We start from the raw sequence: 13,666 nt of genomic DNA on the forward strand, positions 1-13,666 counted from the left end.
GTCAGAACGCCTGGCCGATGCCGGCATAGATGCCGAAATGAGGATCGCCCGGATCGCGGTTGAGCGGTACTGCCGCGTCGATGCGCAGCGGTCCGAACGGCGTGATGTAGCGCAGGCCGACGCCCGCGCCCACCTTGATGTTCGAGAAATCGGGGAATGACCTGGTCGAAACGGTGCCGGCATCGACGAACGGAACGATGCCGATCGTGTCGGTGACGCCGATGCGCATCTCGACCGAGGTTTCGAAGAAGGAGAGGCCTCCGATCGGCTGGCCGTTGATGTCCTTAGGGCCGATGCCCTGGTAGGAATAGCCGCGTACCGAGCCGCCGCCGCCGGAATAGAAGCGCCGGTCGGCGGGCACGTTCTGCAGTCCGGTGCCGACGATCGACCCAAGCGTCGCGCGTTCGGCAAGCACGAACCGGCTTGCAGTATCGAGCGACTGGTAGGTGTAGCCCTCGCCCTTCAGCTTCAGGAAGGTCGCGCCGTTCAATATGTCGTAGCTCGGCTCGGCATAGGCGAGAAAGCGGAATCCCCTGGTCGGATTGAGCTTGTTGTCACGGTTGTCGTAGACATATTGCAGCGGCACGCTGGCGATCAGATAGGTATGCTTGCCGAAGGCGTCGGTGATCCTCGAATAATCGAGGTCGAATTCAGCCGAGACCCGCTGCCTCTTGTCGAGGTCGTAGGAAACGCCCGCGTCGCCCTTGACCGAGAAATGATCGTAGGCATCAGGATGTTCGAACACCGTCTTGACACCCGCGAAGAATTTCGACGTCGGCCCGAGCACGCCCGGCTTCTCGAACATCACCCCGGCATTATAGTTGAGCGCGGAAATACTGTTGCTGCCGATGCCGCTGATGGAGCCGTCGATACGAAGCTTCTCGGCCTGCCCGAACAGGTTGCGATGCCCCCAGTAACCTTCGAGCCCGAGGCCTTCGGTGTTCGATAAGGTGCCGCCGAGGCCGAAATAGCGCGGCTTGCGCTCGCTGACCTGGACATCGATCGGAACGTTGCCGTTGGCGTCGAGGCTGTCGCCTTCCTTGATGGTCACGCTGTTGAAGACTTCCAGCCCGAGCAGCCGGTCGCGGGCATCGTCGATTTCCTGCGGCGAATATTGCTGGCCCCGTTTCAACCCGGTCATGTATTCGGTGAAGTTGCGATCGACCTTCTCGGTGCCCTCGACAGTCGTGTCGCCATAGCCGGCAACCGGGCCAGCCGCCACCGTCAAAGTAACATCCAGCGTCGAGCTGGTGTGCTCGGCGACGATCTCGCGGTTCGTCACTTTTGCAAGCGGTCTGCCTTCGTCCTTCAGCGCCCGCACGATCAGGGCTTCGGCCTTGAGCACGGCGCCGGAACCGGCATCACCGCCGGCGATCAGTCCGAAATCGGCGCTTGCCAGCCCGGCGGCATCCCCCTTCAGCCGGATATTGCCCAATGTGAATTTCGCCCCGGGCGCGACGCTGATGACGACCGGAATGGGCTGCGGTCCCTTGAATTCGGCGTCCGGCGGCAATTCGTCGATGGACTTGCCATCGATCGTGATGGTGACCACGCCTTCATAGCGAGCATCGGCGTAGAGCGCGGCGACCAGTTGTTCGCGGTCGCCGCGCGCTTTGGCCATCAGGCCGAGCGATCCGGACACCGGATGATCCTCGTCGCTTTTCAGCGCCGAGGCGTTTTCTAGCCTCTTGACCAGATCCTTGTCGGCGTCCGGCGCATCGATCGTCACCGAATAGCGCAGCGGATCGACGATGTCGGCATCCTCGTTCTTGGACGAGCCCCAGAGCTTGATGCCGAAGATCTCGAAAGCCGCCGCGGGCCGTGCCTCGCCGGCCAGCACGCTCAAGCAGACGAGCGCGAAAAGCAGGGCGCGCGCAAGCTCGCGCCCTGGCGCGAACCGTCCTGACATCTGCGTTTCATGCGCCGGCATTAAGACAACCTAGTCGACAAACCTAAAATTGGAATGAAGTTTCGACACGTTCGTAAAGGGGCCACAATCCAATTGTCTGAAATAGACCGGGCTTGGAATTCACACCTTTTGCATTTTCGCAAGAATGTGTGATCCGTCTCACAGAGGTTCTGTCCGAATAACGGCCTTTGGCCGGCATGGAAACCGTTCGCGGGTGAAAAACCCGCGGCGCTCCGGCGTTGACAAGCCTGTTTGAAGCTTGATCATGCCCGGACGCTGGCAATGTCTGGAGGGTGATGTGGCAATGCGCGCGGCTCGTGGTCTCTCTTTCCTTCTTCTCATCTTTTTCGCCCTGGGCGGGGTGGCGGTTGCGGCCGAAGCCCGGCGCATCGTGACAACTGACAATTCCGACTATTTCGGCTTCGACCTCAGATCGGAGCAGAATGTCGGCCTCGACCAGTGCAAGACCATGTGCCTCGGCGATTCCGCCTGCCGCGCCTTTACCTACAACACCAAGGCGAAGTGGTGCTTTCTCAAATCCGACTATAACCAGTTGAAACCCTTCACCGGCGCCGTCGCCGGCAAGGTCGCCAATTTCGATGGCGATCCCGATATTGGCGCCCCGCCGGCGCTCGCCTTTTTCCCGAATTGGATGGCCGACCAGGCCCAGCAGTTCCGCAACAAGCTGACCGATCCGGCCTATGACAAGCCGACCGAAGGACTTTCGGCCCTGCAAGCAGCCGCCGAGCAGGCGGCGCTTACCGGCGACCACCGCCTTGCCATGCAGAAATACCAGTCTGCGCTCTCCATCCTGCCCGATGACGGCGCGCTGTGGCTGTCGCTGGCGCGCGAGATCCTCGCCGTGGAGCCGGCGTCGAACACCGCGGAACCCTCGACTTTCCCGATGAACGCCACCTCGGCCGCCTTCAACGCCTACAAGCTGGTGCGCACCGCAAAGACCCGCGCCGAGGCGCTGGCGCTGCTTGCCGCCGGTCTCGACAAGCGCGACCTTTACCGCCCCTCGCTGCAGGCCTATGAAGCCAGCCTTGCGCTGGTGAGTTCGCCGGCAGTCCAGGCCGATTATGCCGACCTCAAGGCGCGCAAGGGTTTCCGCGTCGTCGAGCACACCGTCGATGCCGATTCCTCCTCGCCGCGCATCTGCGCGCAGTTTTCCGAGGAACTGGTCAAGACCGGCGTCGACTATGCCCAGTTCGTCACCGTCGACAACGCCGCGCCCAAGGCTGTCGAAGCCAAGGACAAGCAGATTTGCGTCGAAGGCCTGCAACACGGCCAGCATTATGACGTGACCTTCCGCGCCGGCCTGCCGGCCGCGATCGGCGAGACGATCGCCGCGCCCGTCGTGCTGTCGATTTACGTCCAGGACCGCGCCCCGTCGGCCCGCTTCACCGGCGACAGCTTCGTGCTGCCTGCAGGCGCTAGGCGCGGCATCCCGGTCGTGACCGTCAACATGAACGCTGCCAAGATGACGCTTTACCGGATCGGTGACCGTTCGCTGGCGCAGCTTCTGTCCGGCTATCAGTTCCTGCATCAGCTCGACGGCTACGACATTTCCACGATTTCCGACCAGATGGGCGCCCCCGTCTGGTCCGGCACGCTCGATATCGCCAATGATCTCAACAAGGAGGTTACCACTTCGTTCCCTGTGGATGAGGCGATCCCGCAGCGCAAGCCCGGCGTTTATGTGCTGACCGCGCAACCGGTTGACGACAAGCGCGACGACTACGGTTCGCGCGCCACGCAGTGGTTCGTCGTCTCCGATATCGGCCTTTCAACCTATACCGGGCAGGACGGGCTTAATGTCTTTGCCCGTTCGCTGGGCTCGGCCAAGCCGATTTCGGGCGCCGAACTGACGCTGCTTGCCAAGAACAACGAGATCCTTGGCACGGCGACCACCGATGCCGAGGGCCACGCCGTCTTCAATCCGGGCCTGACGCGCGGCGAGAACGGCATGGTGCCGGCCGTGCTGATGGCCAAGCAGGGCGACAACGACTTCGTCTTCCTCGATATGGGCAAGGCCGGATTCGATCTTTCGGACCGCGGCGTCGAGGGGCGCGCCTCGCCGGGCGCGCTCGACGTCTATGCCTGGACCGAGCGGGGCATCTACCGTGCAGGCGAGGATGTGCATGTCGCGGCCCTTGCCCGCGACGGCGCTGCAAAGGCGGTCGAGAACCTGCCGTTGACCTTCATCTTCACGCGTCCCGACGGTGTCGAAAGCCGCCGTGTAGTCAGCAATGGCGAGTCCGCAGGCGGCCATGCCGTCGACCTGCCGCTCGAGGCCAACGCCATGCGTGGCACCTGGACTGTGTCGATCTACACCGATCCCAAACAGGCGGCGGTCGCCAGCCAGATGTTCCTGGTCGAGGATTTCGTGCCGGATCGCATCGAATTCGACCTTACCGCCGACAAGAAGGAGATCACCCAGGGCGAGACTGCAAACGCCACGGGCGACGGCCGCTTCCTCTATGGCGCTCCGGCCGCGGGCCTGGCACTCGAAGGCGAGACGACGCTGTCGACGACGAGCACCTGGGACAGCTTCAAGGATTTCACCTTCGGCCTGGCTGACGAGCAGTCGAGCGAGCCAACCGTGACGCCTCTCGCCAATCTTCCGGTGGTTGGCGACGACGGCAAGGCGACTTTCCCGATCACGATAGACCAGTTGCCGTCGACCACAAAGCTGGTCAAAGCCAAGGTCACCGTGCGCATGCGCGAGGCCGGCGGTCGCGCCGTCGAGCGCTCGCTCGACATCGGCGTTCGCCCGCAGCGCGACGTCATCGGCATTCGCCCGGACTTCGCCGATGATGAGGTGCCGCAGGGCGGCACGGCCAAGTTCAGCATCATCGCAGTCGACCCAAACGGCAAGCGCGAGGACCTGAAAGGCGCCCAGTGGTCGCTGGTCAAGGTCGAGCGCAATTATCAGTGGTACCGTTCCAACAATTCCTGGAACTACGAGGCGGTGAACCTCACCAAGTCGGTCGCCAATGGCGCGGTCGACCTGAAGGCCGATGGCGAGGCGACAGTGTCGTTGCCTGTCGACTGGGGCCGCTATCGGCTCGAGGTCGCGACGGCCGATCCCGAAGGTCCGGCGACCAGCTATGAGTTCGACGCCGGTTGGTACGTCGCTTCCACCACCACCGAAACGCCCGACGGGCTGGAGATCGCCCTCGACAAGAACAGCTACGCCGCCGGCGAAGTCGCCAAGCTGAAAATCTCGCCGCATTTTGCCGGCGAGCTGCTTGTCACCATCGGCGCCGAGAAGCTGTTGAAGACCGTCACCGCTTCGGTGCCGGCCGGCGGCAGCACCGTTGACATCCCCGTCGGCGACGGCTGGGGCGCCGGCGCCTACGTCACGGCGACCTTGTTCCGGCCGGGCGACGCGCAGGAATCGCGCATGCCGGCCCGCGCCATCGGCATCCAATGGCTGTCGGTCGATCCGGGCTCGAAGAAGCTGGCGGTTACGCTGACGCTGCCGGAAAAGACCGTGCCCCGCCAGCAGCTGTCGATCCCGGTCGCCGTCAACGGCGCCCAGGCCGGCAGCAACGCCTATGTGATGGTGGCCGCCGTCGATGTCGGCATCCTCAACCTCACCAACTACAAGGCGCCTGATCCGGAGAACTGGTTCTTCGGCCAGCGCATGCTGGGGCTGGAGATCCGCGACCTCTATGGCCGCCTGATCGACGGCTCGCTCGGCACCATGGGCAAGATACGCACCGGCGGTGACGGCGCCAACATGCAGGCGCAGGGCAGCCCGCCGACCGAAAAGCTGGTCGCCTTCTTCTCCGGCCCGGTCGAGCTTGATGCCAGTGGCAAGGCGCGCATCGACTTCGACATCCCGCAGTTCAACGGCACCGTGCGCGTCATGGCCGTCGCCTGGACCAAGGATGCGGTCGGCCATGCCCAGACCGACGTCATCGTGCGCGACCCGGTGGTGATCACCGCCGGCCTGCCGCGCTTCCTGGCGCCGGGCGATGCGGCCACCATGCGTCTCGACATCGCCGACACCGATGGCCCGGCCGGTGACTATGGGCTCTCGGTCATCACGACCGGGGATCTCACGACGGGCGACAAGCCCTTGCCAGAGAAGCTGACGCTCGCCCAGGGCAAACGGCAGTCGCTCACCTTCCCGCTGGTCGCGAAGACCGCGGGCGACGCCTCGATCACCGTCAAGCTCGCCCACGCCGACGGCACGCAGGTCGAGCAGACGCTTTACCTTCCGGTGCGCCCGGCGCAGCTTCCGGTCACCAACCGCATGGTTGTCGACCTGAAGCCACATGGCGGCTCGTTGCGCGTCGACAAGGAACTGCTCGCGGCAAGCGTGCTCGACGGCGCTTCGGTCAGCGTCGGCGTTTCGCAGTCGTCCGCGCTCGACGTGCCGTCGCTTTTGATGTCGCTCGACCGCTACCCCTATGGCTGCGCCGAGCAGACCACCAGCCGCGCCATGCCGCTGCTCTATGTCAACGACATGGCCAAGAGCATCGGCATGGAAAGCGACCCGGACCTGCATCAGCGCATCCAGGACGCCATCTACAAAGTGCTGTCCTACCAGTCGTCGAGCGGCAGCTTCGGCCTCTGGGGGCCTGGCTCCGGCGATCTGTGGCTCGACGCCTATGTCACCGAGTTCCTGACTCGGGCGCGCGAGCAGAAATATGACGTTCCGGCGCTCGCCATGAACCAGGCGCTGAACAACCTGCAGAACTCGCTGGGCTACGATCAGGACGTTCAGGACAAGGGCAGCGAGATCGCCTATTCGCTCTACGTGCTTGCCCGCAACAAGAAGGCCTCGATCGGCGATCTGCGCTATTACGCCGACACGCAGCTCGAAGCTTTCTCCAGTCCGATGGCCGTCGCCCAATTGGCGGCAAGCCTTGCGCTTTACGGCGACACGCAGCGTTCGGAAGCCACCTTCCAGACGGCGCTCAGGCTGGCGCAGTCGGAAACCGACTACGACTGGTACCGTTCTGACTACGGCTCGCGGCTGCGCGATGGCGCAGCGATGCTGGCGCTGGCGGCGGAAGCGAAGCCCGTGCCGAGCATCATGCCGCAGCTGATCAAGCTGGTGGGCGTGGCGCGCGCGGATGCCCGCTGGACGAGCACGCAGGACGAATCCTGGATGCTGCTGGCCGCGCGGGCGCTGAAGGAAGGCAATGATTCCATCATGCTTTCCGTCAACGGCGCGCCGCATTCGGGCGGCTATTCCGACCAGGTCGCGGGCAGCGATCTGGTCAACAGCCCGCTCACCATCGCCAACACCGGCGCGACGCCGCTGCAGGCGGTGGTCACGGCGGTGGCCGCGCCGGTCGAGCCGCTGCCGGCCGGCGGCGACGGCTTGACCATCGATCGAACCTACTACAAGCTCGACGGCACCGAGGCCAACGTCACCGAGGCCAAGCAGAACGAGCGCTATGTGGTCGTGCTCAAGGTCTATGAGCAGAACAAGTGGCCGTCGCGGCTCCTGATCACCGACCTGTTGCCGGCCGGCTTCGAGATCGACAATCCGAGCCTTGTTTCCAGCGCGCAACTGTCGAACTTCTCCTGGCTGGCGCAGACCGACGCCGCGCATCTGGAGTTCCGCGACGACCGCTTCGTGGCCGCCTTCAATCCGAATGAAGGCGACGGCGACCGCAACATCACGCTGGCCTATGTCGTACGCGCCGTGACGCCGGGCACCTACGCCCATCCGGCGGCGACAGTGGAGGATATGTACCGGCCGCAATATTCGGCCCGCACCGCCACCGGCGTGATGGAGGTGAAGGCGGAATAGCAAGGTAGCCGGCTTAGCCTTCTCCCCGTCACTATACGGGGAGAAGGTGCAGGCAGGCGGATGAAGGGCAGAAACCATGCTCTCCAGAAAATTCCTCAGACGAACAGCGATCGCAGGCGCCTGCATCGCCGGCTTCGCGGCGCTTTCGATCGCCGCGCTCTGGGAGCTCGACCGCGCTTTCCCACCGCCATTGCCGGAAAAGCTGACGGTCTCGACCGAGGTCCAGGACCGCGACGGCCAGTTGTTGCGCGCCTTCGCCACGCCGGACGGCTACTGGCGGCTCGAAACCCGGCTCGACCAGGTCGACAAGCAATTCGTCGACATGCTGGTGACTTATGAAGACAAGCGCTTCTGGGATCATCGAGGCGTCGATGTCCTGGCACTTTGCCGCGCCGCCGGCCAGCTCGTCACCAGCGGCCATATCGTGTCGGGCGGCTCGACCTTGTCGATGCAGCTTGCCCGGCTGATCGAGCCGCGCGACAGCCGCAGCCTCGGCTCCAAGCTCAAGCAGATGCTGCGCGCCATCCAGATCGAGCGGCGGCTCACCAAGCAGGAGATCCTCGAACGCTACCTGACGCTGGCACCCTATGGCGGCAATCTCGAAGGCGTGCGCGCCGCATCGCTCGCCTATTTCGGCAAGGAGCCCAAGCGGCTCACCGTGTCGGAGGCCGCCCTTCTCGTGGCGCTGCCGCAATTGCCGGAGAAACGCAGGCCAGACCGCAACCTGGACATAGCGCACGTCGCGCGCGACCGTGTGCTCGCCCGTATGGTCTCGGCCGGCCTGCTCGGCGAGCGCGAAGCCTCGCGCGCCGCGCTCGACGATGTTTCAAGCCTGCGCCGCAAGCTGCCGGCGCTGGCGCCGCACGCTTCCTATGCCATGCTGCCCAGGGCCGTGCCCGGCAAACCGCTTCAGCTCACCATCCGCAAGAGCGTGCAGCAGGGGCTAGAACAGGTGGCCAGCGATGCCGCAAGGAAGCTCGGTCCAAAGCTTTCGGTCGCCATGGTGATGGCCGATGCGCGCACCGGCGATATCCTCGGCGAAGTCGGCTCGGCCAATTTCTTCGACGCCAGCCGATCCGGCTGGATCGACATGACTAGGGTGGTGCGCTCCCCGGGCTCGACGCTGAAGCCTTTCATCTACGGGCTGGCCTTCGAGCAGGGGCTGGTGGCGCAGGAGATGATAATCGAGGACAGTCCGGCCGATTTCGGCGGCTACCGTCCGAAGAATTTCGACATGGGCTACCAGGGCGATGTCTCAATCCGCCAGGCGCTGCAATTGTCGCTCAACGTGCCGGCGATCCGCGTGCTCGACGCCGTTGGTCCGGCGCGGCTGACGGCGCGCTTCCGCCAGGCAGGTGTCAACCCGGTCCTGCCGGTCAACGAGGCGCCGGGCCTGGCGATCGGGCTTGGCGGCGTCGGCGTGACCTTGCGCGACCTGGTGCAGCTCTATACGGGGCTCGCCAATGGCGGCAAGATGCACACGTTGCATGACGGCACCGAGCCGGCGGATGCCCCGCGCATTACGGCCACTATGCTCGACGACCAGGCAGCCTGGCAGATCAACGACATCCTGTCCGGCGTCAAGCCGCCGGAAGGCGCCATGCAGCGCGGCATCGCCTACAAGACCGGCACCTCCTACGGCTATCGCGATGCCTGGTCCGTTGGTTTCGACGGCCGCTACGTGCTGGGTGTGTGGGTCGGTCGAGCCGATGCCAGCCCTGTCCCCGGCCTGTCGGGCTATGTCTCGGCGGCGCCCATCCTGTTCGAAGGTTTCGTCCGTTCCGGCCTTGCCAGCGTGCCGCTGCCCGGCCGGCCGCCGGGCGTCTTCAACCCCAAGCGCGAGGAACTGCCGGTGACGCTGGCCCGCTTCGGCGCCGGCGCCGACGGGCTGGTGCAGGCCACGGCCACCGAGCCGGCGCCGACCATCATCTTCCCACCCAACGGCGCCCGCGTCGACCTCGGCACCAATTCGGCCGATGCCACGCCGCTGGTGCTGAAACTGCAGGGCGGCCGCGCGCCGTTCCGCTGGCTGGCCAACGGCAAGCCGCTCGCCGGCATCGACCGCCGCCGCACCGCGACCTGGCAGCCCGACGGCACCGGCTATTCGACGCTGACGGTGATCGACGCGGCCGGACGCGCGGCGAGCGTGAAGGTGTTCGTTGAGTAGAAGACGGCAAGCGATTCAGGGGATTGCGTTTTGCGCGTTGCTTTCGATTGCCGGCACCCCAGCGGCCCTTGCCGATCCCCTGCCCGCCGGCTTCGTCAGGCTTGCCGATGTCGACCCGACCATCCACCAGGACATCCGCTACGCCGGCCTCCATAATTTCATGCATCGCAAGGCCGATGGCTATGACGCGCCAGTGTGCATCCTGACCGCGCAGGCGGCAAAGGCGCTGTCCAATGTCCAGAAAGCCACGACCGCCAACGGCCTGACGCTCGTCGTATTCGACTGCTACCGACCCGCGCGCGCCGTTGCCGACATGGGCAAATGGACGAGAGAAGGCGGCCGGCCGGATCCACAATGGTATCCGACGGTCGAGCGCGGCGACCTTATCGCCAAGGGCTATGTCGGCGCGTTGTCCAGCCATTCGCGCGGCTCGACAGTCGACCTCGCCATCGCCGACCTTCGCAAGAAAAGCGTCGTCCATTCCACCTGCGGCGCGCCGGACGGCGGCACGCTCGACTTCGGCACCGGTTTCGACTGCTTCGATCCGATGAGCGAGACGGCGCACCGCCCTCTTCCCGCTGAAGCGAGAGCGAACCGCAAGATGCTGCTTGCCGCCATGCGCGCTGCCGGTTTCCGCAACTACGAGCGCGAGTGGTGGCACTTCACCTTGGCCAAAGAACCTTTTCCAAAACAGCGCTTCGATTTTCCGGTCACGGCCGATTAACGCGCCCGGCGTGCCCCGCCCCGGCCGCTTACAGTCACTGCGCCTGTCGACCAGGCGGGCAGCCAGCGGGTGAGGAAGTTATTTCCTCAAACGGTCCTAGCTCGGCGAAAAATTGCTTCGGTGGGGCAAAAAAGGCAACAATCAATGCATCTAAATTCTATAAACTCGGTAGAGTTCGCAGCAGTTCAACGGAGGCGGGAATGACCAAAACTCATTTCAGGAAACTGCTCGGCGCGCTGGTCGCGACATCTGTCCAGTTCGGCACGCTCGGCTTCGCGTTCGCGGACACGACCATTCTGAACGTGTCCTACGATCCGACACGCGAGCTCTACAAGGCCTATGACGAGGCCTTCGCCGCGCACTGGAAAGCCGAGACCGGCGAGACGGTCACCATCCAGCAGTCGCATGGCGGGTCGGGCGCCCAGGCCCGCGCGGTGATCGACGGCCTCGACGCCGATGTCGTGACGCTGGCGCTCGAAGGCGACATCAACGCCATCGTCTCCAAGTCGAAGAAGATCAACCCCGACTGGCGCAAGAAATTCGAAAACAATTCAGCCCCTTACACCTCGACCATCGTGTTCCTGGTGCGCAAGGGCAATCCCAAGGGTATTCACGACTGGAGCGATCTGGTGAAGGACGGGGTCCAGGTGATCACGCCGAACCCGAAGACCTCTGGCGGCGCGCGCTGGAACTATCTCGCGGCCTGGGCCTATGCCAATGCGCATGACGGCAATGACGAGGCCAAGACGAAGGAATTCGTCGGCAAGCTCTATGCCAATGCCCCGGTGCTCGACAGCGGCGCCCGCGGCTCGACCGTCACCTTCGCCCAGAAGGGCTTGGGCGACGTGCTGATCGGCTGGGAGAACGACGCCTATCTGGCGCTCGACGAATTCGGCGCCGACAATTTCGACATCGTCTACCCGCCGACCTCGATCCTGGCCGAGCCGCCTGTGGCCGTCGTCGACGCCAATGTCGACGCCAAGGGCACGCGCAAGGTGGCCGAAGCCTATCTTTCCTATCTTTATTCGAAGGAAGGTCAGACGATCATCGCCAAGAACCACTATCGACCGGCCAAGCCCGAACTGGTTCCGGCCGAGGACCTCGCCAAGTTGCCCGAGATCAAGCTGGTCAGCATCGACGACCCGCAATTCGGCGGCTGGAAGAAGGCGCAGCCTTACCATTTCGGCGACGGTGGTATATTCGACCAAATCTACAAGCCGGCTCAGTGAGAGGCCAATCCTCGAAGACTGTTGACTGCAATCTGGTTGAGTAAGAAGGGACGATCCAGAACAGCATGACCACTGCACCCGCTCACGCGGGGTGGCGATCCAGGCAGCCGAGTGTCATTCCGGGTTTCGGACTGACGCTCGGCTTCTCGCTTGCCTACCTCACGCTCATCATCCTCATCCCGCTCTCGGGTCTGATCTGGCGCTCGGCAGCGCTCGGCTGGACCGATTTCTGGGCTTTGGCCACCGATCGGCGCACCCTCACTGCTCTCAAGATCAGCTTCGGCACGGCCTTGATCGCCGCCGCCGTCAACGTCGTCTTCGGCACGCTCGTCGCCTGGGTTCTGGTCCGCTACCGTTTTCCCGGCCGCCGCGTCGTCGATGCGATGGTCGACCTGCCTTTCGCGCTGCCCACCGCGGTCGCCGGCATCGCGCTGACAACGCTCTACGCCCCGACCGGCTGGCTCGGCAAATTGTTGATGCCGCTTGGCCTCAAGGTCGCCTACACGCCGCTCGGCATTGTCGTGGCGCTGGTCTTCATCGGGCTGCCTTTCGTCGTGCGCACCGTCCAGCCCATCATGGAAGAAATCGACAAGGAGGTCGAGGAAGCCGCCGCCACGCTCGGCGCCAGCCGCTTCCAGATCATCACCCGCGTGCTGTTGCCTGGCCTGGCGCCTGCCATCGTCACCGGCTTCTCGCTCGCCTTCGCGCGCGGCGTCGGCGAGTACGGCTCGGTCATCTTCATCGCCGGCAACCTGCCCTACAAATCCGAGATCGCGCCGCTTCTGATCGTCATCCGGCTGGAGGAATACAACTACCCGGCAGCGACCGCGATCGCCGCGATCATGCTGGGTCTGTCCTTCGCGATGCTGCTCGTCATCAACCTCGTGCAGACATGGAGCCGCAAGCGCTATGGCTGACCCCGAGATAAAATCCTACGAGCCTTTGCATGAGAGCCGGTCGGCCGCGGTCACCGAAAGCCGCCCCGTCCGCATCACGCTGACGACCGTCACACTCGTCTTTCTCGGCATCTTCCTTTTGCTGCCGCTAATCATCGTGTTCAAGGAGGCTTTCGCCAAGGGCGTCGGCGCCTATTTCCAATCGCTCAGCGATGCCGACACGCGCTCCGCCATCCGGCTGACCTTGCTGGTGGCGGCGATCTCGGTGCCGCTCAATCTCGTCTTCGGCCTCTCGGCCGCCTGGGCCATCGCCAAGTTCGAGTTCAAGGGCAAGGCTTTCCTTACCACCCTCATCGATCTGCCTTTCTCGGTGTCGCCGGTCATCTCCGGCCTGGTCTACGTGCTGCTTTTCGGCGCGCAAGGGCTGCTCGGCGAATGGCTGAAGGCGCATGGCATCCAGATCCTGTTCGCGGTGCCGGGCATCGTTTTGGCAACCGTCTTCGTCACCTTCCCCTTCGTTGCCCGCGAGCTCATCCCGCTGATGCAGGAACAGGGCAATGGCGACGAGGAAGCCGCGCTTTCGCTCGGCGCCAGCGGCTGGCAGGCCTTCTGGTATGTGACGCTGCCCAACGTCAAATGGGGGCTGCTCTACGGCGTGCTGCTTTGCAACGCCCGCGCCATGGGCGAGTTCGGGGCGGTCTCGGTGGTGTCCGGCCACATACGCGGCCTCACCAACACCATGCCGCTGCATGTCGAGATCCTCTACAACGAGTACAACGCCGTCGGCGCTTTTGCCGTCGCCTCGCTTCTCGCCGGCCTAGCGCTGGTTACGCTGGTCTTGAAAACACTGCTCGAGTTGCGCTACGGCGCCGAGCTTGCCGCGACGCGCGGACACTGAAGAAACGGCTGCCGCCCGAAATGCCCGGCATTTTGGGGTAACGGCGGCATGAACGAACCGAGGG

7 protein-coding genes are annotated in these 13,666 nt (G+C 64.3%); 6 read left to right on the forward strand and 1 reads right to left on the reverse strand.

The annotated features are described in order from the left end of the window. Nucleotide 1: 1 nt before the first annotated feature. A complete protein-coding gene (locus tag ACR64R_RS13550) occupies nt 2-1,930 on the reverse strand; it encodes an autotransporter assembly complex protein TamA (RefSeq protein WP_487362117.1) in 1,929 nt (642 codons plus the stop codon). Between the two features lie 277 nt (nt 1,931-2,207). Here ACR64R_RS13550 and ACR64R_RS13555 point away from each other — a divergent pair, with 277 nt between their 5' ends. From ACR64R_RS13555 to cysW, 6 genes are all read left to right on the forward strand, one after another. Then, nucleotides 2,208-7,688 (forward strand): alpha-2-macroglobulin family protein, encoded by a 5,481-nt coding sequence (locus ACR64R_RS13555; RefSeq protein WP_487362118.1) that lies wholly within the window; start codon nt 2,208-2,210, stop codon nt 7,686-7,688. A 76-nt stretch (nt 7,689-7,764) separates the two neighbouring features. Continuing rightward, entirely contained in the window at nt 7,765-9,855 is a 2,091-nt protein-coding gene (gene pbpC, locus ACR64R_RS13560; protein ID WP_487362119.1) for a penicillin-binding protein 1C, read from the forward strand. Between the two features lie 37 nt (nt 9,856-9,892). After that, nucleotides 9,893-10,579, forward strand: a complete 687-nt coding sequence (locus ACR64R_RS13565; RefSeq protein WP_487362120.1) for a M15 family metallopeptidase — start codon at nt 9,893-9,895, stop codon at nt 10,577-10,579. A gap of 200 nt (nt 10,580-10,779) precedes the next feature. Next, nucleotides 10,780-11,808, forward strand: coding sequence for a sulfate ABC transporter substrate-binding protein (locus ACR64R_RS13570; RefSeq protein WP_487362121.1), 1,029 nt, complete (start codon nt 10,780-10,782; stop codon nt 11,806-11,808). Nucleotides 11,809-11,873: 65 nt separating this feature from the next. After that, nucleotides 11,874-12,725 carry a sulfate ABC transporter permease subunit CysT gene (gene cysT, locus ACR64R_RS13575; protein WP_487362122.1) on the forward strand — a complete coding sequence of 284 codons (852 nt, stop codon included), beginning with the start codon at nt 11,874-11,876 and terminating at the stop codon, nt 12,723-12,725. Further along, a complete protein-coding gene (cysW, locus tag ACR64R_RS13580) occupies nt 12,718-13,602 on the forward strand; it encodes a sulfate ABC transporter permease subunit CysW (RefSeq protein WP_487362123.1) in 885 nt (294 codons plus the stop codon). The genes cysT and cysW overlap by 8 nt, the downstream gene beginning before the upstream one ends. Nucleotides 13,603-13,666 lie beyond the last annotated feature (64 nt).

It is taken from the genome of Mesorhizobium sp. MC2-1-1 (assembly GCF_057597255.1).